At 42.2% G+C, this 24,082-nt stretch carries 24 protein-coding genes, 2 tRNA genes and 1 pseudogene; 11 read left to right on the forward strand and 16 right to left on the reverse strand.

Annotated elements, in window-relative coordinates:
* Positions 1-17 precede the first annotated feature (17 nt).
* The 4 genes from AC5RDS_RS04950 (at position 18) to AC5RDS_RS04965 (ending at position 4,437) form a co-directional block, all read left to right on the forward strand.
* Positions 18-710: a succinate dehydrogenase cytochrome b subunit gene (locus AC5RDS_RS04950; protein ID WP_013613384.1), complete on the forward strand. Its 693-nt coding sequence runs from the start codon at positions 18-20 to the stop codon at positions 708-710.
* Between the two features lie 82 nt (positions 711-792).
* Positions 793-2,733, forward strand: coding sequence for a fumarate reductase/succinate dehydrogenase flavoprotein subunit (locus AC5RDS_RS04955; protein WP_013613383.1), 1,941 nt, complete (start codon positions 793-795; stop codon positions 2,731-2,733).
* A 75-nt stretch (positions 2,734-2,808) separates the two neighbouring features.
* On the forward strand, positions 2,809-3,570 hold the full coding sequence (locus AC5RDS_RS04960) for a succinate dehydrogenase/fumarate reductase iron-sulfur subunit (RefSeq protein WP_013613382.1): 762 nt from the start codon (positions 2,809-2,811) through the stop codon (positions 3,568-3,570).
* Positions 3,571-3,645: 75 nt separating this feature from the next.
* Entirely contained in the window at positions 3,646-4,437 is a 792-nt protein-coding gene (locus AC5RDS_RS04965; protein WP_147345756.1) for an alpha/beta fold hydrolase, read from the forward strand.
* Positions 4,438-4,453: 16 nt separating this feature from the next.
* On the opposite strand, the gene AC5RDS_RS04970 is transcribed toward AC5RDS_RS04965, so the two are convergent.
* Entirely contained in the window at positions 4,454-5,518 is a 1,065-nt protein-coding gene (locus AC5RDS_RS04970; protein WP_494222237.1) for a hypothetical protein, read from the reverse strand.
* Positions 5,519-5,638: 120 nt separating this feature from the next.
* On the opposite strand from AC5RDS_RS04970, the gene AC5RDS_RS04975 reads away from it, so the two are divergent.
* Positions 5,639-6,613 carry a type I phosphomannose isomerase catalytic subunit gene (locus AC5RDS_RS04975; RefSeq protein ID WP_013613379.1) on the forward strand — a complete coding sequence of 325 codons (975 nt, stop codon included), beginning with the start codon at positions 5,639-5,641 and terminating at the stop codon, positions 6,611-6,613.
* Between the two features lie 80 nt (positions 6,614-6,693).
* On the opposite strand, the gene pyrI is transcribed toward AC5RDS_RS04975, so the two are convergent.
* The 5 genes from pyrI to AC5RDS_RS05000 all read right to left on the reverse strand — a co-directional run bounded on the left by pyrI (position 6,694) and on the right by AC5RDS_RS05000 (position 10,891).
* Positions 6,694-7,149, reverse strand: coding sequence for an aspartate carbamoyltransferase regulatory subunit (gene pyrI / locus AC5RDS_RS04980; protein ID WP_013613378.1), 456 nt, complete (start codon positions 7,147-7,149; stop codon positions 6,694-6,696).
* A 79-nt stretch (positions 7,150-7,228) separates the two neighbouring features.
* On the reverse strand, positions 7,229-8,137 hold the full coding sequence (pyrB, locus tag AC5RDS_RS04985) for an aspartate carbamoyltransferase (protein ID WP_013613377.1): 909 nt from the start codon (positions 8,135-8,137) through the stop codon (positions 7,229-7,231).
* 246 nt (positions 8,138-8,383) lie between these two features.
* Positions 8,384-9,580 carry a bifunctional phosphopantothenoylcysteine decarboxylase/phosphopantothenate--cysteine ligase CoaBC gene (coaBC, locus tag AC5RDS_RS04990; protein WP_013613376.1) on the reverse strand — a complete coding sequence of 399 codons (1,197 nt, stop codon included), beginning with the start codon at positions 9,578-9,580 and terminating at the stop codon, positions 8,384-8,386.
* A 127-nt stretch (positions 9,581-9,707) separates the two neighbouring features.
* Positions 9,708-10,061 (reverse strand): DNA-directed RNA polymerase subunit omega, encoded by a 354-nt coding sequence (locus tag AC5RDS_RS04995; RefSeq protein WP_013613375.1) that lies wholly within the window; start codon positions 10,059-10,061, stop codon positions 9,708-9,710.
* 29 nt (positions 10,062-10,090) lie between these two features.
* The gene (locus AC5RDS_RS05000) at positions 10,091-10,891 is read right to left on the reverse strand and encodes an outer membrane protein assembly factor BamD (RefSeq protein WP_013613374.1); all 801 of its coding nucleotides are present in this window, start codon (positions 10,889-10,891) and stop codon (positions 10,091-10,093) included.
* A 277-nt stretch (positions 10,892-11,168) separates the two neighbouring features.
* Here AC5RDS_RS05000 and AC5RDS_RS05005 point away from each other — a divergent pair, with 277 nt between their 5' ends.
* A complete protein-coding gene (locus AC5RDS_RS05005; protein WP_013613373.1) occupies positions 11,169-12,419 on the forward strand; it encodes an aminotransferase class I/II-fold pyridoxal phosphate-dependent enzyme in 1,251 nt (416 codons plus the stop codon).
* 100 nt (positions 12,420-12,519) lie between these two features.
* Here the strand turns inward: AC5RDS_RS05005 and AC5RDS_RS05010 are convergent, their stop codons facing one another.
* From AC5RDS_RS05010 to AC5RDS_RS05035, 6 genes are all read right to left on the reverse strand, one after another.
* On the reverse strand, positions 12,520-13,317 hold the full coding sequence (locus AC5RDS_RS05010) for a M48 family metallopeptidase (RefSeq protein WP_046450969.1): 798 nt from the start codon (positions 13,315-13,317) through the stop codon (positions 12,520-12,522).
* 130 nt (positions 13,318-13,447) lie between these two features.
* The gene (gene queA, locus AC5RDS_RS05015; protein WP_013613371.1) at positions 13,448-14,497 is read right to left on the reverse strand and encodes a tRNA preQ1(34) S-adenosylmethionine ribosyltransferase-isomerase QueA; all 1,050 of its coding nucleotides are present in this window, start codon (positions 14,495-14,497) and stop codon (positions 13,448-13,450) included.
* Positions 14,498-14,620: 123 nt separating this feature from the next.
* A complete protein-coding gene (truB, locus tag AC5RDS_RS05020; RefSeq protein ID WP_013613370.1) occupies positions 14,621-15,328 on the reverse strand; it encodes a tRNA pseudouridine(55) synthase TruB in 708 nt (235 codons plus the stop codon).
* Between the two features lie 71 nt (positions 15,329-15,399).
* Positions 15,400-16,188, reverse strand: coding sequence for an undecaprenyl-diphosphate phosphatase (locus tag AC5RDS_RS05025; RefSeq protein WP_046403114.1), 789 nt, complete (start codon positions 16,186-16,188; stop codon positions 15,400-15,402).
* Positions 16,189-16,213: 25 nt separating this feature from the next.
* Positions 16,214-16,498: a DUF3098 domain-containing protein gene (locus tag AC5RDS_RS05030; RefSeq protein WP_013613368.1), complete on the reverse strand. Its 285-nt coding sequence runs from the start codon at positions 16,496-16,498 to the stop codon at positions 16,214-16,216.
* 15 nt (positions 16,499-16,513) lie between these two features.
* The gene (locus AC5RDS_RS05035; RefSeq protein WP_013613367.1) at positions 16,514-17,380 is read right to left on the reverse strand and encodes a cell division protein FtsX; all 867 of its coding nucleotides are present in this window, start codon (positions 17,378-17,380) and stop codon (positions 16,514-16,516) included.
* 129 nt (positions 17,381-17,509) lie between these two features.
* Between AC5RDS_RS05035 and AC5RDS_RS05040 the strand changes: the two genes are divergently transcribed.
* Both AC5RDS_RS05040 and AC5RDS_RS05045 read left to right on the forward strand, forming a co-directional pair.
* Positions 17,510-17,582 (forward strand) — tRNA-Gly (locus tag AC5RDS_RS05040).
* Positions 17,583-17,597: 15 nt separating this feature from the next.
* A tRNA-Leu gene (locus tag AC5RDS_RS05045) sits at positions 17,598-17,682 on the forward strand.
* Between the two features lie 97 nt (positions 17,683-17,779).
* On the opposite strand, the pseudogene AC5RDS_RS05050 reads toward AC5RDS_RS05045, so the two are convergent.
* Positions 17,780-19,719, reverse strand: a pseudogene (locus AC5RDS_RS05050) (glycoside hydrolase family 97 protein).
* A 230-nt stretch (positions 19,720-19,949) separates the two neighbouring features.
* On the opposite strand from AC5RDS_RS05050, the gene AC5RDS_RS05055 reads away from it, so the two are divergent.
* Entirely contained in the window at positions 19,950-20,429 is a 480-nt protein-coding gene (locus tag AC5RDS_RS05055; RefSeq protein ID WP_013613365.1) for a ferritin, read from the forward strand.
* A 181-nt stretch (positions 20,430-20,610) separates the two neighbouring features.
* Here AC5RDS_RS05055 and AC5RDS_RS05060 read toward each other — a convergent pair whose 3' ends face one another.
* Entirely contained in the window at positions 20,611-21,171 is a 561-nt protein-coding gene (locus AC5RDS_RS05060) for a carboxymuconolactone decarboxylase family protein (RefSeq protein WP_046403080.1), read from the reverse strand.
* A 328-nt stretch (positions 21,172-21,499) separates the two neighbouring features.
* On the opposite strand from AC5RDS_RS05060, the gene AC5RDS_RS05065 reads away from it, so the two are divergent.
* Positions 21,500-21,766 (forward strand): hypothetical protein, encoded by a 267-nt coding sequence (locus tag AC5RDS_RS05065; protein ID WP_118107387.1) that lies wholly within the window; start codon positions 21,500-21,502, stop codon positions 21,764-21,766.
* 146 nt (positions 21,767-21,912) lie between these two features.
* Positions 21,913-23,091: an AIR synthase related protein gene (locus AC5RDS_RS05070; RefSeq protein WP_013613362.1), complete on the forward strand. Its 1,179-nt coding sequence runs from the start codon at positions 21,913-21,915 to the stop codon at positions 23,089-23,091.
* Between the two features lie 67 nt (positions 23,092-23,158).
* On the opposite strand, the gene AC5RDS_RS05075 is transcribed toward AC5RDS_RS05070, so the two are convergent.
* Together AC5RDS_RS05075 and AC5RDS_RS05080 are read right to left on the reverse strand one after the other, a co-directional pair.
* On the reverse strand, positions 23,159-23,530 hold the full coding sequence (locus AC5RDS_RS05075) for a HepT-like ribonuclease domain-containing protein (RefSeq protein ID WP_013613361.1): 372 nt from the start codon (positions 23,528-23,530) through the stop codon (positions 23,159-23,161).
* Positions 23,523-23,816 carry a nucleotidyltransferase family protein gene (locus AC5RDS_RS05080; protein WP_013613360.1) on the reverse strand — a complete coding sequence of 98 codons (294 nt, stop codon included), beginning with the start codon at positions 23,814-23,816 and terminating at the stop codon, positions 23,523-23,525. The genes AC5RDS_RS05075 and AC5RDS_RS05080 overlap by 8 nt, the downstream gene beginning before the upstream one ends.
* Positions 23,817-24,082: the final 266 nt, after the last annotated feature.

Here is a 24,082-nt window from a genome sequence, read left to right on the forward strand (position 1 = left end):
AATAAATAAAACAAATTATGAGCAATTTTTTGACCTCTTCGATCGGAAAAAAAGTCATCATGAGTTTATCGGGACTTTTTCTGATTTCGTTTCTTTGCGTCCACCTGGCGCTAAATTTATTGTTGATTTTTGATAATAGCGGGGCCTTATTCAATCAGGGAGCTCATTTTATGGCTACGAACCCGATTATCAAAATTATTGAACCCATCCTGGCTATCGGGTTTATCATTCACATCATTTGGGCTTCTGTACTGACTCTTCAGAATCAGAAAGCGCGTCCGGTGAAATATGCCCTGAGAAACCAGAGTCAAAATGCCACCTGGGCTTCCCGCAACATGTACATTCTGGGAGCAATGGTGTTGATCTTTCTGGTGATCCACCTGTATAATTTCTGGTGGAACATTAAATTCCCGTCTTTGGGAACTCCGTTGTCAGCCATTACAGTCGGAGGTGTTGAAATGGAAGATACTTACACATTGGTTTCCAGCTTATTCGAATCAAGCATTGTATACTGTTTGATTTATATTCTGGGAGCCGTTTTAGTAGGATTACATATCACTCACGGTTTCTGGTCTGCTTTCCAAACTATCGGTTTCTCAAATGATATCTGGAGAAAGCGTCTGGAATGTTTAGCTTATTTCTTTGCAATTGTATTTGCAGTAGGCTTCAGCATTATTCCACTGTATTTCATCGCAGGACTGGGAAACTAATTATTTATGATCGATGATTGATAAATTCGGTTTTATCAATCTAAAGTCTGGAATCAAAATTTAAAATTTAAATCAATTTATTATGTCAGTAATAGATGCTAAAATACCTGCCGGACCGTTGAAAGACAAATGGTCAGCTCACAAAGCTCATATTGGTGTTGTCAGCCCGGCAAACAAAAAGAAACTGGATGTTATCATTGTAGGTACCGGACTAGCCGGAGGTTCTGCAGCTGCCAGCTTAGCCGAATTAGGATACAATGTAACCGCTTTCTGTTATCAGGATTCTCCCCGTCGTGCACACTCTATCGCCGCACAGGGAGGTATCAACGCAGCCAAAAACTATCCCAACGATAACGACTCTGTATTCCGTTTGTTCTACGAAACCATCAAAGGCGGTGACTATCGTGCCCGGGAAGCCAATGTATATCGTTTGGCAGAAGTAAGCAACTCCATTATCGACCAATGCGTAGCTCAAGGTGTTCCTTTTGCCCGTGAATACGGCGGATTACTGGCCAACCGTTCTTTCGGTGGAGCTTTGGTAAGCCGTACGTTCTATGCCCGTGGCCAAACCGGACAGCAATTGTTGCTGGGATGTTACGGAGCCATGAACCGTCAGATTCAGGCCGGTAAAGTAAAAATGTACAACCGCCACGAAGTGCTGGATATCGTGATCGTCGACGGTAAAGCACGCGGAGTAATCGCCCGGGATCTCGTTACCGGAAAAATCGAGCGTTTCGGAGCCCATGCCGTAGTGTTGGCTACCGGAGGTTATGGCAATGTATTCTTCCTGTCTACCAATGCGATGGGATGTAACGGTAGTGCAGCCTGGCAAGCTTACAAACGTGGTGCTATGTTCGGGAACCCCTGCTTCGTGCAGATTCACCCGACTTGTATTCCTGTACACGGAGACCAGCAGAGTAAGCTGACCCTGATGTCCGAATCGTTACGTAACGACGGCCGGGTATGGGTACCGAAAAAAATCGAAGATGCTAAAAAATTACAGGCAGGCACTTTAAATCCGAACGATATACCCGATGAAGACCGGGATTTCTATCTGGAACGCCGTTATCCGGCATTCGGGAATCTGGTACCCCGTGACGTCGCTTCACGTGCTGCTAAAGAAAGATGCGATGCCGGATTCGGAGTCAACAATACAGGTAAAGCCGTATTCCTGGACTTTAAATATGCTATCGCACAATTAGGCCGGGATACTATTGAAAAACGATATGGTAACCTGTTCCAGATGTACGAAAAAATCACCGCTGTGGATCCTTACAACAATCCGATGATGATCTATCCGGCTATCCACTATTCTATGGGCGGACTTTGGGTAGATTACAACTTGATGACTACGATTCCCGGATTGTACGCTATCGGCGAATGTAACTTCTCGGATCACGGGGCAAACCGTTTAGGAGCTTCTGCCTTGATGCAGGGACTGGCTGACGGTTATTTCATTCTGCCGTATACCATCGGCGACTATCTGGCCAAAGAAATCCAGACTCCGAAAGTCAATACCAATACCAAGGAATTCGACGAAGCTGAAAAACATGTCACCGACCGTCTGCGTCGTTTGTATGACATCAAAGGAACGAAATCTCCGGATCATTTCCATAAAGAACTGGGACACATCATGTGGGAATACATCGGTATGGCCCGTGAAGCTGCCGGTTTGAAGAAAGCCATCGAACTGATCGCCGAATTGAAAAAAGATTTCTATAAAAATCTGCGCATAACCGGTGAATTTACAGCGATGAACAACGAATTGGAAAAAGCAGCCCGTGTCGCCGACTTTATAGAACTCGCCGACCTGATGGCTCACGATGCTCTCGATCGGAATGAATCTTGCGGCGGACACTTACGGGTAGAATCGATGACCGCAGAAGGTGAAGCCAAACGGGATGACGAACATTTTAAATATGTTTCTGTATGGGAATACAAAGGTGAAGATAAAGCACCGGAACTCCATAAAGAAGAATTAGTGTTCGAAAACATCCAACTTACTCAACGTTCTTATAAATAAATAATTTACGATTTGTGATTTACGGTTCAGGCTTATACCCCGATCGTAAATCCGAAATCAAAAATAATATTGGTTATGGCAGATAAAATATTAAAAGAACTGACTCTGAAGATCTGGCGGCAAAAAGACGCTAAATCAAAAGGCGAGTTTAAAACATATAAAGTTCACAATATTTCTACCGGCACTTCATTTCTGGAAATGCTCGATATTCTCAACGAACAGCTGGTAGAACAAAACGAAGAACCGGTAGCATTCGATCATGACTGCCGTGAAGGTATTTGCGGTACTTGTAGTCTGTTCGTCGACGGCCGTGCTCACGGACCGGACGATGACGTAACTACCTGTCAATTGCACATGCGCCGTTTCGAAGACGGAGCTACTATAACGATCGAACCCTGGCGTTGCGGCGCTTTCCCGGTAATCAAAGACCTGATCGTCGACCGGAAGGCTTATGACAAGATTCTGCAGGCCGGAGGTTATGTTTCTGTCAGCACCGGTGGAGTTCCTGATGCCAATGCAATTCCAATTGCAAACGACAAAGCGGAAGAAGCGATGGACGCAGCAGCCTGTATCGGATGCGGTGCCTGTGCGGCTACCTGTAAAAACTCTTCAGCTATGCTGTTCGTGGCAGCAAAAGTTTCTCAGTTAGCTTTATTGCCACAGGGAAAAATTGAAGCTGCCCGCCGGGCTAAAGCCATGGTGGCTAAAATGGACGAACTCGGATTCGGAAACTGTACCAACACCGGCGCTTGTGAAATGGAATGTCCGAAAAGTATTTCCATCGCTCATATAGCACGCCTGAACCGCGAATTCCTGAAAGCAAAACTGAAAGACTAATATACATTGTCTTTATTTGGAAAAAATGCTATCTTTCGGGGTAGCATTTTTTTATCGGTAAACCAAAAGCCTGATATGCAACTCTTTTATCGTGAAAAAGGTATCGATACGCATCCCCCCCTCATCATCCTTCACGGCCTATGGGGAGCTTCGGACAATTGGCTGCCCGTAGCCGATCTATTGAGCCACCGGTTCCATGTCATCCTGCCCGACCTGAGAAATCACGGCTGTTCTCCGCATTCTTCATTATTCGATTACACCATTTTGAGCCAGGATACGGAAGAATTGATCGGGCGACTGAATTTACCCCAAAGGCCTTTTCTGGCGGGACATTCCCTAGGAGGCAAGACATTGATGCATTTAGTATTGAAACGTCCGGAAATCGTCGAAAAAGCGGCAATCATAGATATCTGCCCGCAAGCCTATACTTTAGACAGGCAGACTATGCACCGAAGCCTGTCGGAATATATCCTGACTACCCCGCTTCAAAATTTCCACCGACGTCAGGAAATACATCGAGCGGTCCGGGAATATTTTTCTACAGAAGAGGAAGTTCAGATTTTGCTAAAAAATATCCGAAAAACTCCTCAGGGATACGAATGGAAGGTTAATGCGAAAGCGATCCGGGAAAATCTATCTTCTCTGTTGGATTGGAATATACCCGATATCCGGTCTCCTTATCAGGCTGAAATTCTATTTATAAAAGCCGGACATTCGGACTATTTACCGGAAAAAATAACCGAAGCCACCCGATATTATTTCCCGAAGGCCCGGCAAAAGACAATTCCGGAAGCAACTCACCGGATACACGTAGACCAGCCTCTTCGGCTGGCCCACACTCTATCCGATTATTTCCTCGCTCCCTGATGTTTCACCTGCGCTTTTATTCCCAAAGGAATCCTCTGGAAAAATAGGTGACAGCCTGCAAATTGGCAAAGCTGTATTCATCATTGATCACATCCACGCCGGGTTCGAACATCAAGGCAGTCAACCGCACCTGATAACTCTCGCCTTTGATCAGTTCGCCGATCCGGTTTACCTCGCCGGAAGTAGTCGTATTGATCGTCATTCCGGTACTCGTAGCCGGTTGAATCCGGCTGACAAAATAAGGTTGTGTCAAATCCATTTTCTTTGAGATTTCCACCCGATAATAAATATCGGGGTTCTGGTATGAATTCCAGGAAACCTTCAAAGCCCCGGTTCCCAGTTCGGTAATCGCCTCCAATCCACTTTCACTCAAAGTACGCTGAGGCAGATTCTGACTATAGATGGTATCCTGTAACTTCAGTTGTGTATTTTTACCTATCCGCAAATAGAAACGCACTTCCCGTTTCTCTCCGCCGAAATCGACATAATCACCGCTCTGGGGTTGTCTCTCACTCCAAAAATACCCGTGATTTTCCACCGGGATAGATTTCCCGTCGGCAGGAATCAAAGCCACCTCTTTCACATTTTTATTTCCCCGCACATCGACTCCGATATACGTTTTAAACTGATTCCCGTCCGTATATTCGTTTACTAAAAAAGCGTCGGCAGTCAGTTCGCCGAGATACCCGGGATCGGTCGTATATTTCCGTTCTCCTTGCGCATTCACAATAGTCTGAATATAATCCGGTCCACTCCGCTGCACATTCCAAACTATAGAGTCTCCATCGTCCAGATCCATCGTAATCTGATTATCTCCACCTGTCCAGGTACCGATAGCATGTACCCTCCGTCCGCCGAATTCCATCATCTTTAAAACACCTCCTTTTTCAAAGCGGATCACTTCCAATAAATCGGACTGTCCCATCCCGTATTTATCCCCCAACCAGGCATTGTAATACCAATACTTTCCTGTCAATTCGGACATATTCATGATCGTATCGTCTTTTCCATCATCATCGCTACAAGCATACAATACACAAGCCCATCCGACTCCTAACAGTAATTTTCCCCATTTCATCATCTTCTTTGTTTTTAAACTAAAATAATCTTCAAATTTCAATTTCCCGTTTTAATAAATTATACCTTTGCAAGGTACAATTTTTATGCCGGGAATAATATATCAATCTATAAAATTAGTCTTATGTTATATCCTTTAAAATTTAAACCGATCCTCAAACAAACGATCTGGGGCGGAGACAAACTAGCTTACAAAAGTAACGACCCGAAAGTAAAAGAATCTATCGGCGAAAGCTGGGAAATTTCAGGAGTACAAGATAATATCTCGGTCGTATCCGAAGGGGCACTCGAAGGGAATTCCCTGCAAGAACTGACTGAAATCTATATGGGAGATCTGGTAGGAGATAAAATCTATGAAAAATTCGGTATTGAATTTCCTTTGTTAATCAAATACATCGATGCCCGGGACAATCTTTCCATCCAGGTACACCCGGACGACGCAACCGCAAAAGCCCGTCATAACGCCTATGGGAAAACAGAAATGTGGTACCTGGTAGGTGCTGACCGGGATGCCGAACTGATTATGGGTTTCAATAAAGATACCGACAAATCGGAATACCTTACTGCCCTGCACAATCATACACTGCCTGTTCTGCTGAACACCGAGAAAGTCGAAAAAGGAGACTGTTTTTTCATTCCGGCAGGTACGGTACACGCTATCTGCAAAGGCTGTTATATCGCAGAGATACAACAAACATCGGATATCACCTACCGGATTTACGATTATGACCGGCGGGATAAGAACGGTAATCCACGAGAACTGCATACCGAATTAGCTACCGATGTGATCAATTTCTGTGAACAAAAACAGCACAGCATCCATTATCATCAGCACGAAAATCATACCGAAGAACTGGTCAGCTGTAATTATTTTACGACAAATTATCTGAAATTCGACAAAGAAGTAGAAAAAGATTATATCGAGCTGGACTCTTTCGTTATTTATATGTGTCTGGAAGGTAATTTTACCCTGGTCTACGATGTCGATAAAACCGTGAAAGTAAATAAAGGAGAAACCATATTAGTCCCTGCAATCCTAAAAAACCTGTTTTTAATACCGGAAACAGAAGCTGAAATACTGGAAATTTATATCAGGTAAAATATAGGTTAGAAGGCAAAAAGCTATAGGCAAAAAAAAGAATTTCTCTTAAGTGCCTATAGCTTTTTGCTTTTAGCTTTTTAATTCATTTCCATATGTTCCTGATCGGTCAATTTTTCGCAATAATGACATTTCAGGACGATCGGTGAATCCTTGACTACGGTAAACTTCGTTCTTACCTTTTCGTGATTGGTAATACATTTGGGATTCATACATTTGACGATTCCTTCAACCTTTTCCGGTACATTAACTGTCTTTTTCTCCACGACATCATAATCCCGGATGATATTGATTTTTGCAGAAGGAGCGACCAAAGCTAATTTGTTTACTTCATCATCTTCCAGAAATTTATCCCAGATTTTGATGATTGCTTTCTTTCCCAATTTACTACTCTTCAAATTAGCGCCGAAGGTCATTGCATTATCCATACCAGTGATTCCCAATACGTTGATCACATCGAATAATTTATCTGCCGGAATATGGTCGATCACTGTTCCGTTTTCTATAGCGCTTACTTGTAATTCTTTCTTTGCCATAATAAATCCTATTTATAATTTCAACATTTTGGTTTCCGATTTACGATTTTATCCTAAACCGTAAATTGCAAATCCTCCATTATTTCAATCCCAAAGCCTTGGAAATAATAGCCTGCCGTGCAAACACACCGTTACGGGCTTGTTCGAAGTAATAAGCTTTCGGATTTTCATCCACATCGACATCGATCTCATTTACACGAGGCAGCGGATGCAGGATACGCATATTCTCTTTTGCATTAGCCAACATAGCATTTCTCAGGATATACACATTTTTTACTTTTTCGTACTCCAATGGATCGGCGAATCGTTCCCGTTGTACACGGGTCATATACAGAATATCGGCTTTACCGATCACTTCGTCCAGTTCGGTATGTTCATAATAAGGGATATTCAATGCTTTTAAATGCAGTTTATAAGCTTCCGGCATCTGCAAGGATTCAGGAGCGACAAAATGGAACGTCGGATGGAAATGACTCATAGCTTGTAATAAAGAATGTACCGTCCGTCCGTATTTCAAATCCCCGACCATACAAATATCCAAATTTTCCAAAGTCCCCTGAGTTTTGTAAATGGAATAAAGATCGAGCATTGTTTGCGAAGGATGTTGGTTTGCTCCGTCTCCGGCATTTACCACAGGATGAACCGCAACTTCACTGGCATATCTCGCAGCCCCTTCTACCGGATGCCGCATCACGATCAAGTCAGCATAATTATCTACCATCTTGATCGTATCCTTCAGAGTCTCTCCCTTGGTGACACTCGAAGAAGAAGCATCTGTAAAACCGATAATACGCCCCCCCAAACGGTTGATCGCAGTCTCGAAACTCAACCGGGTACGGGTAGAAGGTTCAAAAAATAAGGAAGCCACTACTTTACCTTCCAATAAACGCTGATTCGGATTGGCTTCGAATTCAGAAGCCAGTTTCAGTACTTCCAGAATCTCTTCTTTGCTGTAATCTTCGATGGATACTAAGCTGTGTGTGTTCATATCGCTATATTTAATGTTTGTTGACTAACAGACAAAAAAAAACCAACAAGTCTAACGACAATGTTGGTTTAATAAATCTTTATCAATAAATCGGCGATTCTGTCTGAAATGCTCGACAGTATGTTTAAAAATTCCGATATACAGATGTTCTGATTTCATATCAGAGCTCAAAAGTATATAAAAATTTTATATCCGTAAAATTTTTATCGCTCAAAAATGAAAAATTCCGAAAAATAGCCGTAACCCTCACCCCAACTGTACGATCCGATCGACAATATCGTGAGCGACTTCCTTTTTACTTTTCAGTTCATATTGCCATTGCACCTCATTCCGGTCGATGATAGTCACCTTGTTGGTATCATAACCGAAACAGGCATTGCTATCTTTCAAACTATTCAAAACGATCAGGTCGAGATTCTTTTTGTGCAGTTTCCGCAGGGCATTTCCTGTTTCATCGTCCGTTTCGAGGGCAAACCCCACCAATACCTGTCCCTTTTGTTTCCGGCGCCCCAATTCGGCCGCAATATCACAGGTCGGCTTCAATTTCAACACCAGCTCTTCTTCCCCTCTTTTTAACTTCAGGCCTGCCTTCCGGTCGGGAGTAAAATCGGCCACAGCCGCACAGGAAACGATAATATGACTGTCTTCCGCATAGTTCATCACCTGTTCGAACATCTCCGCAGCCGATTCTACATTTATCCGCCGAATCGCCGGATGTTCGGTTTGCCGGGAAACAGGTCCGGCGACCAAAACCACTTCAGCTCCCCGGGCAGCGAACTCCTCAGCCAAGGCAAACCCCATCTTACCCGAAGAGTAATTCCCGATAAAACGGACCGGATCGATCTTTTCATAAGTAGGCCCTGCCGTCAACAATACCTTTTTACCCAGCAGATCACCCTGTCGTTCAAAATAACGATGGATAGAAGCGACGATCTCTTCCGGTTCAGCCATTCTTCCCTTGCCCACCAAACCGCTTGCCAGTTCACCGGCAGCAGGCTCGATCACCCGAACCCCGTAACTTTGAAGAATGTGCAGGTTCTGTCGGGTAGCAGGATGACGATACATATCCAGGTCCATCGCCGGAGCAACCATTACCGGACATTTGGCCGACAAATAGGTTGTCAGCAACAAATTATCGGCTATACCGTGGGCCATCTTTCCCAAGGTATTCGCTGTCGCCGGAGCAATCAGGTATAAATCGGCCCAAAGCCCCATATCCACATGAGAATGCCAATCTCCGTTTTCCGGATTATAAAACTCTACCATCACCGGATGTTTGGACAATGTAGCCAAAGTCAATGGAGTAATAAATTGTTTGGCCAATTCCGTCATCACCACCTTTACTTCTGCCCCTTCTTTCACTAACAGACGCACCAGAGAAGCCGCTTTATATGCTGCTATACTACCGGTTATCCCAACGATAATATGCTTTCCTTTCAACATCGTGAAAAAACAATTATTTCTAGATTTATGAATTACGAGTTTTCTTATTAACTAAAAATGTACCAATGTATCCTCCTTATTATCGGTACATTGGTACATTTACAAAACTGTACATTAAAATCACTGTTTAGAGCGATTTTTTCTCTTCTGTTTTTTTCTCCGTTGCCGGATTTCTGAAATAGATCTGCCCATCTTCGAATTCCTGGGTAGCAATAAGCACCGGTTTTGGGATCCGCTCATAAAATTTGGAGATTTCAATCTGTTCCCGATTTTCAAAAATCTCTTCCAGATTATCGGTATAAGAAGCAAACTCCTGCAACTTACGACTCAGTTCCTCCTTCATCTCGACGGCAATCTGATTAGATCTTTTGGCAATAATGGCCACAGCCTCATAAATATTATTATCGGCTTTTGCAGCCAATACGGCAGGGTTCCGTGTAATGGTGTTATTAGGTGCTTTCACCTTTTTAAAATCTACCATAATTGATTTATGTATTAATATTTATCTAATTAATCTTCAAACTTATAATTTTCCAAATAGGCCTCGATATCCTCATACATCTTCTTTACGTCGGCAGCATATCTGCTGTTCGGATATTCATCGGCAAAGTAATAATACTCTTCCCGGGCATTGTTATATCGTTCCACTTTCTTATCTTCGACACTATTCACCGCCATCTGATATTTCGATACGAACAACATATACATAATCTCTTCCCGGTATTTGGAGCCCGGATAATCCTTCAGACAATTCTGCAAACTGATAACAGCCGCTTTGTAATGTTCACGCAGGTAATAGTTTTTCGCACTCAAATAAGCTTTGTAAGAAAGCTTATCCCGCATTTCATCCATATAGGTATTTACCTTATCTTTTCGCATACTATACGGATAACGACTCAGATAAAGCTGGAATTCCCGGATAGCTTTTTCGGTAACCTGCTGATCCAAACGTGGTTTCGGGGAAGCTTTATAATCGCAAAATCCCATCATATAAAGACATTCTTCAGCAAATGAACTTTCCGGATAAGTCTGGATGAACTGCTTGAATAAATCGGAGGCAATCTGATAATCTTTCATATTATAACTACAAAAAGCCCGGTAATAAGCAATATTCTGAGCTTTTGCCTGCCCGACAAATACAGAACGGACACCATCCAACAAATTCATTGCTCTCTGATAATCGCCCTTGTTATAATACTCGATCGCTTTTTTATAGACCAGGTTGTAATCATTGCTTTTCAGCAGGCTCTGATACTCCCCGCAAGACGTCATAAGCACAATTACCAGTAAAAATCCCCAAAATTTCTTCATAAACGGAACGCTTTTTTTGCATCATGCAAAGATAGAGGAAAAAACAAAAAGTAAAAAGTAAAAGGTAAAAACTTTTCTGAGCTTCATTACTTTCAAGTATTTTTAATATTTACTCTCCACTTTTCACTAACCCTTCATACGCATTCTTCTGCCTACTCTAAGTAATTATACGTATTATGGTACATCTTTTACCTTTAACCTTTTACCTTTAGCCTTTATTTATTATTTTTGCCAAGTTAAAATACAGTATTCTACAAATTTTCAAAATATTATCGACGTGGACATTTTTGAAAGAGTAAAAAAACAAAGAGGTAATATCGGCCAGTATGCCAAAGAAGCACACGGCTATTTCGCATTTCCGAAATTGGAAGGAGAAATCGGTCCCCGGATGATGTTCCGCGGGAAAGAAGTGTTAAATTGGAGTTTGAACAACTACATCGGTCTGGCAAACGATCCGGAAGTCCGGAAAGTCGATGCAGAGGCAGCCGCTCAATGGGGGCTGGCTTATCCGATGGGAGCCCGTATGATGAGCGGTCAGACTTCCCGCCATGAATACCTGGAATCACAGTTAGCCGATTTTGTCGGTAAACCGGATGCATTCCTGTTAAATTTCGGCTATCAGGGCATGATTTCTATCATCGACTCACTGACTTCACGTTTCGACTGTATCGTTTATGACGCGGAGTCCCATGCTTGTATCATGGACGGTTTGCGTCTGTCGCCGGCCAAACGTTATGTATACGTACACAACGATATGAGCAGCCTGCGCAAACAGCTCGAACATGCCACGAAATATGTAGCGACGACCGGTGGAGGTATTCTGGTGGTTACAGAAGGCGTATTCGGCATGGCAGGAGATTTAGGTAAATTGGATGAAATCACTGCTTTAAAATCCGAATTCAATTTCCGCCTGCTGGTCGACGATGCCCATGGATTCGGAACAATGGGACCGACAGGTGCCGGTACAGGTGAACATTTCGGTGTTCAGGATAAAGTGGACCTTTATTTCGGTACTTTTGCCAAAGCTATGGCAGGTTTCGGCGCTTTCGTCGCCACAGATGAAGATGTATGTATGTCTTTACGTTATACCATGCGTTCACAAATGTTCGCAAAATCCCTGACTATGCCGATGGTCGAAGGAGCGATCAAACGTCTCGAGATGCTGAAAAGCCAACCGGAAAGACGCGAAAAGTTGTGGACCATCGCTCATGCTTTACAAAACGGTCTTAAAGCAGACGGTATGAATATCGGTATCACCAACTCGATGGTTACTCCGGTATATCTTTCCGGTAGTGTTGCCGAAGGGATGCAAGTCGTATTCGACCTGCGTGAAAATTACAATATTTTCTGTTCGATCGTCGTATATCCGGTTATTCCGAAAGGACAATTGTTGCTCCGCCTGATTCCGACTTCTATGCATACACTCGAAGATGTAAAATATACCATCAAGGCATTCAAGAATGTGGCAGAAAAACTGGCTAAGGGAGAATACAACAAAGAACTTCTGATCGACGCTAGTAAGCTCTAAAAAAATCAGGGATTAAAGATTCGGATCTATTTCCTCTGTTCTTTAATCCCTGTTTTTTACACCTTGATCATTTCACCCCCAGGTAAAGCCGGGTTTATCCTCATTTTTTATATTTCAAAACCTCAGGCATCAATGCTTTTATCTGCTCTATACGATGGGCATCCGAAGGGTGTGTAGACATAAACTCCGGTGGTTTTTGTCCCGATCCTGCAGAAGCCATCCGGGTCCAGAAAGGAATCGCCTCTTCCGGATTATATCCGGCAATCGTCATAAAAATCAATCCCAAACGATCGGCTTCCAACTCATGCTTCCGCGAAAAAGGCAAGATCACACCGTAATTAGCCCCTAAACCGATAGCAGTCCCCAAGAGTGCCTGAGTCGACTCCGATTTTTCTTTTAAAGCGTATGCAGCAGCAGTACTTCCAGCTTGTATCAACATCTGCTGACTCATCCGTTCGTTTCCATGCCGGGCAATCGCATGAGCAATCTCATGTCCCATCACAACAGCCAAACCATCATCACTTTCACAAACCGGCAAAATTCCTTCATACACGACCACCTTCCCTCCGGGCATACACCAGGCATTCATTTCAGGACTCTGTACCAGATTGAATTCCCACTGGTACCCTTCGATCTGCTTTTCCAATCCCTGAGATTTCAAGTAAGCTTCTACAGCGGCAGCAATCCGCGTCCCCACTTCCTTCACGCGACGGGTATCGTCTGTACGGGTAGATAACTTATTTTCTTTTAAAAAATCTCCATACGAAGTAAGACTCATCTGCATCATTTCACTTTCGGGCAGGAGTATCACTTGCTTCCGCCCGGTCAAAGGCACTGAAGCACACTGTACGAACAAGGTCAAAATCCCGACAATAACAGTTAATCTAAAGACTCTCATCGTTTCATCTTTTTTTTAATTCTCCAGGGTATATTGAGTTTAACGTTACATAAAAAAACAGGTTACAGGTTTAAAAACACATCCTCAAACCCATAACCTGTCCTATGCCATCCCTTTCGGGGAAATATATCTAAATAATCAACATCGCATCTCCGTATGTACCGAACCGATATTTCTCTTTTACGGCCAGATCATAAGCTTTCATCACCAGATCATAACCACCGAAAGCAGCCACCATCATCAAAAGAGTCGAATAAGGTAAATGGAAATTAGAAATAAAAGCATCCGGCACACTAAAATCATAGGGAGGGAAAATAAATTTATTTGTCCATCCATCATATTCGGTCAAACGGCCTTTGGTCGTTACACAACTTTCCAACGTCCGTACAACGGTCGTGCCTACTGCACAAATCTTATGACGTTCGTCTTTCGCATCATTGACAATTTTCACGGTATCCCCCCCCACAATAATCTGTTCCGAATCCATTTTATGTTTTGTCAGATCTTCTACATCCACTTCCCGAAAATTCCCTAAGCCAACGTGCAAGGTGATATAAGCAAAATCGATTCCTTTGATTTCCATGCGCTTCATCAGCTCACGACTAAAATGCAAACCGGCTGTCGGGGCAGCAACAGCTCCTTCATAGCGGGCAAAGATCGTCTGATAACGTTCTTCGTCTTCCGGCTCCACTTTACGTGTAATCGTACGCGGCAGCGGAGTCTCGCCCAGGCCATACAGCAACTTCTTAAACTCATCGTATTCTCCGTCGAACAAGAAACGCAACGTCCGTCCACGAGAGGTGGTATTGTCGATGACTTCCGCAACCAAACTATCGTCTTCCCCGAAATACAATTTATTACCGATTCTGATCTTTCGTGCCGGATCCACCAAAACGTCCCAAATCCGCAGATCCCGATTCAATTCCCTCAACAAAAAGACTTCGATTTCAGCACCGGTTTTTTCCTTATTCCCATATAAACGGGCCGGAAAAACCTTGGTGTCGTTGAAAACGAATACATCCTTCTCATCAAAATAATCGATAACATCCTTAAATACCTTATGTTCGATCGTTCCTGTCTTCCGGTCGACTACCATCAAACGACATTCGTCCCGATTAGCAGAAGGGTGTTGAGCGATTAATTCCGGCGGTAACTTATATCTGAATTTTGATAATTTCATCTCTGCACTATTTAAATTAAACTCTTATCAAGTCATTTTAACATCCTGGTTTATACCAACAAAACATTGGAATATCTCCTTCTGTCTTTATGGAAATACTCCTGGCCTAATAAACGGCGCAAGTTACAACTTTGTTTGTAAAAACGCAACCAAATCCTCCATTTTATTTGCATCTTCCACCTGAAAACTTCCGATCTTTGTGCGGCGTAAACCTGCCAAGTAAGCCCCACTCTCACAGGCCTGACCGATATCGTTGGCCAAAGACCGGATATAAGTCCCTTTACTACAATTGATTCTTAACGTTAAATCAGGAAGATTAAAATCGATGACCTCCAATTCATTCACCACCACTTGACGTGCAGGCATCTCGATCTCATTCCCTTTGCGCGCCTTTTTATAAGCCCGGTCACCATCTACCCGGATAGCAGAATACGCCGGAGGGACCTGAGTAATGACTCCCCGAAACCGCTCCAGTACCCGATCTAAATAAGGGCGATCGATATGCCGATAAGGGAAATCCCCTTCCGGCAAAGTCTCTAAATCGAAAGACGGAGTCACAGCCCCGTAACATAGCGTCGCCACATATTCTTTTTCCTGAGCCATATAATCTTCAATCCGTTTCGTCCACTTTCCGGTACAAACAATCACCAAACCCGTCGCTAAAGGATCCAGAGTTCCGGCATGTCCCACTTTGATCTTCCCACAAGCAGACTTCAAACACCAACGAATTTTATTCACGACATCGAAAGAAGTCCATTTCAGAGGTTTATCTACCAGAATCAGAGCACCCGAATGAAAATCACCTTCTTCATTAAACAATATCTTACACACAATTTTTATATTTTCGAACCAAACCGAACAAGCGTAAAAATCATTCTATCACAAGCCCGTTTTCACTGCTCTCAATGAACAAACAAAATGATAATGCCTACTACAAAACAATATACGGCAAACCAGATCAACTTTCCTTTCTTCACCAGATTCAGCATCCAGCTACAAGCTATATATCCGGAAATAAAAGCAGCCAGGAAACCGACAACCAGCGCCAACATCGAAATACCACTCTCTGCAGGTGCAAAACCACCTTTCATCATGTCCAGAAAAGCCTCTCCCAAGATAGGTACCAACACCATCAAAAAAGAAAATCTCGCTACATTTTCTTTATTATTCCCCAGTAGAATCCCCGTAGCGATGGTGGAACCGGAACGGGACAAACCAGGCAATACGGCACAAGCCTGAGCCACTCCGATGATAAAAGCATCCCGAAAAGATATATCCGTCTTTAAACGGGGACGAGCGTAGTAAGCAAAGGCCAACAAACAGGCAGTAATTAAAAGAGCAACTCCCACGACCAATAATCCGGAACCGAAGAGAGCTTCCACATAATCTTTAAAGAAAACACCTACAATAGCCACAGGAATCATAGATAATGCGATTTTGGCAATATAAATGGTTTCCGGATTCCAGGAAAACCGAAAAAGACCTTTCAAAAGATCCCAAATCTCATTCCGCAACACCACAATCGTACTACAAACGGTCGCCGCATGAACGGCCACTGCAAAAGTCAGATTTTCTTCTCCCTGTATGCCGAAAAGCGTACTGAAAATCTGAAGATGCCCGGAGCTACTAACGGGCAAAAATTCTGTCAATCCCTGAATCAATCCAAGGACCAATGCTTCTAACCAAGTCATCATTTCTTATCCAACAATTTTATACCTAATCTTTCGTCCCTTCTTCCATTTCCTTTTTAGGCTTCCGCATAATCGCCCAAAAAACAAATCCAAAACCGATCAACACCACAATCGGAGCCAGCGTGATCCGACGGAAACTAAAAATATCATAATTAAACTCAGCCGGATTATCGGAACCTCCCCCCATCATCAAAATAAATCCCAGAATGATGATCCCGAAACCGATCAAAATCATCTTATAACTACTCACAGGAATCGGGAAATCGATCTTTTTTCCGGAAGTAGTATTTTTCAAATTATTCTTCACCATATTTTTAGTTTTGTTTTAATTGTACAAATCGTTCATGTCTTTATTCAGATATCTGGCAACCGACATCCAGGAAGAAACCAAAGAAAGCAATATACCGCAAACCATAACAAAAGCAACCATGATAATGATCAATTCTTTATTCATCAGATTGACTACACTCCCCACTTCTTTTTGCAAAAAGAATATGGCAGCCAAAAGAATCAGATTAGCGATCATACTCCCAAAGAAACCGAACCAAACACTATTTTGAATAAAAGGCTTACAAATAAAGAAAGGTTTTGCCCCGACAAGCTGCATCGTTTTAATCAGAAAACGCTGCGAATATACGGACAAATGGATGGTATTCCGGATCAAGGTAAAAGAAATCAGCATCAGTGCAGCCCCTGCTATCAACAGGATCAGACTGATACGCCGAACATTTTCATTGATCATATGCACCAAAGACTTCTGATAAGACACCTCCTGCACCAATTCGTTTTTTAATAAGCTCTTCTCGATAACAGTCAAGGAATCGTTATTGGCGTAAACGGGATTCAGCTTGATTTCTACCGAAGGCAAAAGCGGGTTATACCCCAATACGCCCTCGAAATCTTCCCCCAACTCCTCTTTAAATTCACGGGCAGCCTCCACTTTACTAATAAATACCGAAGACGAGACAAAAGGCTTTGTGTCCAGAATCTTTTGCATCTTTTTGATCTCGGCTTCATTTACATTATCCTTGACAATAATAGAAAAACCGATATTTTGTTTTACATGATCAGAAACCAATTTTGCATTCAGCAAAATGAACACTAAAATACCAACGACAACCAAAACCAGTGATATACTGAGTGTTGACACAAAATAGGAGCCTGCAATTCTCTTTTTTCTCTGACCAGTCATCTATCATTTGCATTTAAAAACACGACAAATATAGCAATTATATCCAATTATTTTTTACAAAATGTTTGTACAAACTAAAAAACGCCTTATATTTGCACTCGCAAAACAAAAAAAGTTCTTTAAACAGATGCGAAAATAGCTCAGTTGGTAGAGCACGACCTTGCCAAGGTCGGGGTCGCGGGTTCGAGTCCCGTTTTTCGCTCTCTCGCAAGAGGATGCTCGAGTGGTGGAATCGGTAGACACGCAGGACTTAAAATCCTGTGGCCATTGCGGCCGTGCGGGTTCAATTCCCGCCTCGAGTACAATTAATAATCAAAGAGTTAGATCAGATCTAACTCTTTTTTATTACTATTTTATTTGTTTCAAAAAGTGATCCAAAACACATTATCCCTTCTATTCTTATTTCACAATAACAATTCCCCCTCCCGACAGAATCGTCAAGGAAAGTTCTTTATTTTTACTCAAAGTCACTTCCCGGGTATAAACATTACGTTTCAGGTCGTCATTATAAAGGGTCACCCGATTGCCTTTGGCAAACATCGGAAGTTGTATTTTCAGCTTCAACGGTTCTTTTTGGGCATTCACCCCGGCGACATACCATTTATCCCCATGTCTGCGAGCCAGAATACAATATTTCCCCGGATAGCCGTCGATAAATACAGTCTCATCCCAGGTAACAGGTACTTGTTTCAGAAACTCCAGGCAAATTTGGGAAGCATCGGTCAGATTATTAGGGGCTAAAGCAAAATTCTGTATCGGATTCTGAAACAAGACGGTAGTAGCCAACTGGAAAGCATCTGTTGTCCGGCGGATATTACCTCCATCGTTGGTACGATTCAAGCGTTTATTGAGGAAACAGCCTCCGAATTCCATACAACCGACACTATTCCGGATAAACGGATGCAGACAGGCATTGAAAGCCTCCTCATCACAAAAATGCTGCTGGAAAATCAGGTTCTCGGAAGCCAGTACTGCCTCACTTCCCACATAATTGGGATACATTCGTTCCACCCCCTGGGCAAGGTGCAACCGTGAAAAATAACCATCAATCCACAATCATCCGCATCGCTCAGAATAGCTTCGTACAACCTCATAGTCTCCTGCTTATCCCCTCCGAAAAAGTCTACTTTAATTCCCTTCACTCCCAGACTTTCGAGCCACCTCATTTCCCGCTTACGGACAATCGGATTGTCCATACAATTCACAGGACTTTGAACAATATCGTTCCAATATCCGCTGGAACTATACCATAAAAATATATCTACCCCCTTCCTATGGGCATAATCCGCCAAAGACTTCATCTTTTCCCGGCCGATCGTCCGATCCCACCAGTTATCTATCAATACATATTCATATCCCATTGCAGCTGCCACATCGATGTACCTCACCTGATCCTCATAATTGATACTTCCATCCTGCCACAAAATCCAGCTCCAGGTTCCACGCCCGAAACGATAATCGTGAACCGTTTCGTAAAGTGGCTCCACGACGTCCCAAATGACCGTCGTTTCCACAATAGGCTTCAGATTATCCCCTACAGTAATGGTACGCCAGGGAGTTGTACCGGGCAAAGCCAATCCCGGGGCTACCGTTCCATTCCCATTATTCTCTTCGGGCATCGGAAAATCAAGGATATATAATCCACCTTCTCCGGCATCACTCAAACGAGAACCACAATAGCGGCTGTCCACACCCGTCTCACTGATCAAAGCCCAACCATCACAACCAATACGAAAAAGGCAAGGAAAAGTATAACCATGTCCATATCGAGAAGGTTCGTTCATCGGAACATCCACCCTATACTCCTCCTCATAACTGGGTTTTGTACGCATCCATCCGATCATGGCATCACTTTGCGGACACAGAAAAGTAGTCGTATATGCCGGAAAATCAAAACCCGTCGCTTCTCTTTCCACCACACAACTTCCTGCCTCCTTTCGGGGAATTACATATCGGAAAGCGATATCGTTATTACTCACCCGGAAAACGACATCTATCTCCTGCTTATCAGCATTCGCAAAAGTACAAATCAACTCATTCGCCTGATAGTGTATCTCTGATTTCTTGATCTTGTTCTGAGTATATGTTTTATCGATCCGACTTGTCTTTTGCCCAATCCAATTCATATTCCGGCTAAAATCCCCGATATCGGTCACCACCCCCAAAGGGGAATCTTCCAGCATTATCTTTTCTTTGTAAGTGACAGAATATACCGGTTTTCCCTGCTTCAAGGCCACATTCACTTTCAGATGAGAGTCAGGTCCAATTACCTCAGTCTGCTGAGCCCATACCGGAACGGCAATCCATACCAGCAAGCAGTATTTCAGATATTTTTTCATGTCTTTAAAATAATTTACATGCAGGACAAAGATAATATCTCCGCTATACAAAACAAGGATTAATCCTTATAAATTAACGTAACAGTATTCTATACACTTTAATTTTCCGGTATATTGATCATTTTGTCATTACTTAGAACTGTCAAAATGGCAAATATCGGATATGGCATAAATTTTGTAATTAACAAATAAAAAGTATAATGAATTATCAATATTAAATATAAAAAACAATGATTTCTGAAAAACTACAAAATGCGATCAATGAGCAGATTACTGCTGAAATGTGGTCTTCCAACCTGTATTTGTCCATGTCTTTCTATTTCGCTTGCGAAGGTTTTGACGGCTTTGCCCATTGGATGAAAAAACAATCTCAGGAAGAACTGGAGCATGCCTATACCATGGCTGATTACGTTACAAAGCGGGGAGGAAAAGCCAAAATAGATAAAATAGACGTTGTTCCTCAAGGGTGGGGTAGTCCTTTGGAAGTATTCCAACATGTCTATGAACATGAATGCAAGGTTTCAAAAATGATCGACAATCTGGTTTCTATCGCTTCTGCAGAAAAAGACAATGCAACCCAAGACTTTCTGTGGGGATTCGTACGCGAACAAGTTGAAGAAGAAGCAACAGCACAAGGAATTGTCGACAAATTGAAAAAAGCCGGTGATACAGGTCTTTTGTTCATCGATGCCCAACTGGCTAAGCGATAAAGACCTCAGCATAAAAAACTGCCTGAATGATGAAGTGCGCCCTAAAAGTCGAACAAGAATTTTTAAGGCGCACTTTAAAGTATCAGACAGCTTCGTCTTCCTTATACACATCGGTTACTTCATCTTTTCAGATATTCGTATCAACTATATGGGAATAAAAACAGAAGGTTATTCGTAAACTTTACTTTTTACAATCACATTTACAGATGATGACCGGAGCCTCGGGGAAATCGACGGGAATCCAAGTGGCATTATTGAGGTAATTGGTTATAGTCGTCATACCGACCAGCATGACCAAATCAACCAGACAAGCATCCGTATATCCGGCTTGATAGAAACGGCCGATCATCTCAGGGCCTACCTTGCCCCGATTCGTAACCAGCTCACAAGTAAAATCCACTAAGGTATCCAACTTTTCATCCCAAGTGACATTTCCTTTACGGATCGCTTCGATTTGCTTATCGCTCAAACCGGCCTCTTTAGCCAAAGCCGTATGCGCTGCCAAACAATAAGGATTCTGATTTACCTGACTAGTCACCAAATGAATCGCTTCCGTCTGAATTCGGTCAAATACCGTAGAAACATCCATAAAATCCATAAATCGTTTCAAGGCAGTTTCGGAACGGGTCATGAAGGCATACACATTCGGAACAAAACCCATCGACTGCTTTAATGCAAATAGCAATTTACGATCATGTTCCAATACTTCTTCCATCCGGGGTACTTTAAAATCTCTTCTCATCAGTTATATTTTTGGGGATTATACGAAAATTGAAAAATAAAGTTGAATTTTTACCGCAATATGGAAACTTTTAAAATTGCTTTACGTTTATTTCACAGATAAAACATACCATAAATTGGGAGAAAAGGAAAAAAGAACGGTACCCGCAGGTATCCACAAACTTAATGTACGTTAAACGACAAAGGAATATGCTAAACTAACCCAACCAATAGTATCGTACAGATACATACGACAGAAACCGGAAATTATTCCGGTTTCTTTTTTTCCTGCTTCAGAAATATTTTCTTTAAATTACTTACCTTTGTATTCAATACATTATACTGCAACCATGAAAAATAAAAACATACTGATTCTGATTATTTCCTTCATCATTTTGCTCGTTGCCTGCTCGGCTCTGTCTATGAGTGCGGTAGCCAGTAATTACCGTTACACCTGGGTAGCCATGAACCCTTGGAATGGAGTCGAAGGTATTGCCTTTACCGTGGGTTATTTTTTGCATACCGGCAAAACCGTCAGTATGCTGATTACAATCGGCTTACTCCTCGTAATCTGGTGGCGGCTCTACGCTCTTATTCACCGGACCTTCATCAGATAATCTTCATCAGGAAGTCAATACATCACTCATGCACATTGATAAATTCATTTGTTTTGTGTAAGTTTGCAACTTCTAAAAACGACAGAGATCGGGTCATTTGATCATCCGGTAATTTCGTGATTCAGTAATTTAGCAACTCATCTATTATGAGAAAAGACGAAAGATATAACAAACGTGGTGTGTCAGCTTCCAAGGAAGACGTCCACAATGCGATAAAAAACATCGACAAAGGAGTATTCCCCCGGGCTTTTTGCAAAATCGTACCGGATTATCTGGGAGGAGATGAAGCTTATTGCAACATCATGCATGCAGACGGAGCAGGAACAAAGTCTTCGTTAGCCTATATGTATTGGAAAGAGACCGGAGATCTCTCCGTTTGGAAAGGAATTGCCCAGGATGCACTGATTATGAACATAGACGACCTTTTATGTGTCGGTGCAGTAGACAATATTCTGTTATCTTCCACGATCGGCCGGAATAAAAACCTGATCCCGGGAGAAGTCATTGCTGCCATTATCAATGGAACAGAAGAATTACTGGAAGAATACCGGAAACTAGGTGTAAGCATCTATTCTACAGGTGGGGAGACAGCCGATGTCGGTGATCTGGTACGCACGATCATTGTAGATTCAACAGTTACTTGCCGGATGAAACGGAAAGATGTCATCGACAACGCCAACATTCGCCCGGGAGATGTCATTATAGGCCTTTCTTCGTACGGACAGGCTACTTATGAAACCGAATATAACGGCGGAATGGGTTCTAATGGCTTGACTTCGGCCCGTCATGATGTATTTGCAAAATATCTGGCTCAAAAATACCCCGAAAGTTATGACAATAATGTACCGGAAGAATTAGTATATGCAGGGAAATGCCTATTGACGGACTGTGTCGAGGGAGTAGGTATGAATGCAGGAAAATTGGTTTTATCTCCGACCCGTACTTACGCTCCGGTAATAAAACAAATTCTGGACAAATACCGTTACCAGATTCATGGGATGATTCACTGTTCAGGAGGAGCCCAGACTAAAGTGATGAATTTTGTCGAGAATATGCATATTGTAAAAGACAATCTTTTCCCCGTACCTCCTTTATTCCGGTTAATCCAGGAACAATCGGGTACGCCTTGGGAGGAAATGTACAAAGTGTTCAACATGGGTCATCGTATGGAAGTTTATGTCGACGAGGAATTGGCAGAAGAAATTATCGCTATCTCAAAGAGTTTCAATATCGATGCCCAAATCGTCGGTCGTTGCTACGACAATGACGAAGGCGAAGGAAATAAGCTTACCATACTCAGCGAATTCGGGAAATTCATATACTGAACGGTAGGTTTGATTCGTAAATTTTATATATAAAACGAAAGGATGCCCGTAATAGAGCATCCTTTTATCATTCCTTCAAATCTTCCCGCATTTGCAGCAAAGTATCCATTAATAACGGAATATTCTCCTTTACTGTATTAAAAATAACATCTGCATCCACTTCAAAATAGTGATGTACAATTATATCACGCATTCCCATCACTTCACGCCATGGTATTTGTGGGTAATAAATGAGCAAATTGCCTGCTGTTAATTTATCCAGATTCTTTATACTTTCACCAGTAGCAATCAATTTCATACAAACTCCATCCAGTAATAAAGTTCCTGTAGCAGAATCCAGAAAATCATTAGTACAATGAATATTTTCAGTTCGTTGCTGAATGACTTCCAGAGATTCTATCACTTTGTCAAGCAAATGCAAAACTTTTACATCATACATAAATAGCTTCCTCTTGAATGGTTTGCTTTAATACCTCATCCATTTTTTCACGCACACGAACCAAATCTACCGGACGTCCCAATAAAGCTTCTAATTCATATTTGATACGAACTAATGTAAACAACGTAGGCGCCTCTCCTTCATAGCAAATATCAATGTCACTATTTTCAGTCTGTTCACCCCTGGCAACACTCCCAAATATCCCCATGCGTTTAATGTGATAAACAGAAGCATGGGTTTGCATGTAGACTGCCAGTAGTTGTATATATTCATTGATAGATTTCATAAAATATCATCTGGTTCATATTCACAAATATAAGAATTATCTGACAGTTAGACAATATGTTTATTCAGCCTGTTTTTCTTTTTTATAAAACTACAAAATCGTCTACTCTGTCAATTCGGGAAATTTATATACTGAACGGTAGGTTTGATTCGTAAATTTTATATATAAAACGAAGAGGGTAACTAAAAAGTCAGATGACAGATAAGTCACCCTCTTTCTTATTATTGTGGTAAGATATGGAAGGATTTATAAAAACATTGACTTTA

Source organism: Odoribacter sp., from assembly GCF_985060555.1.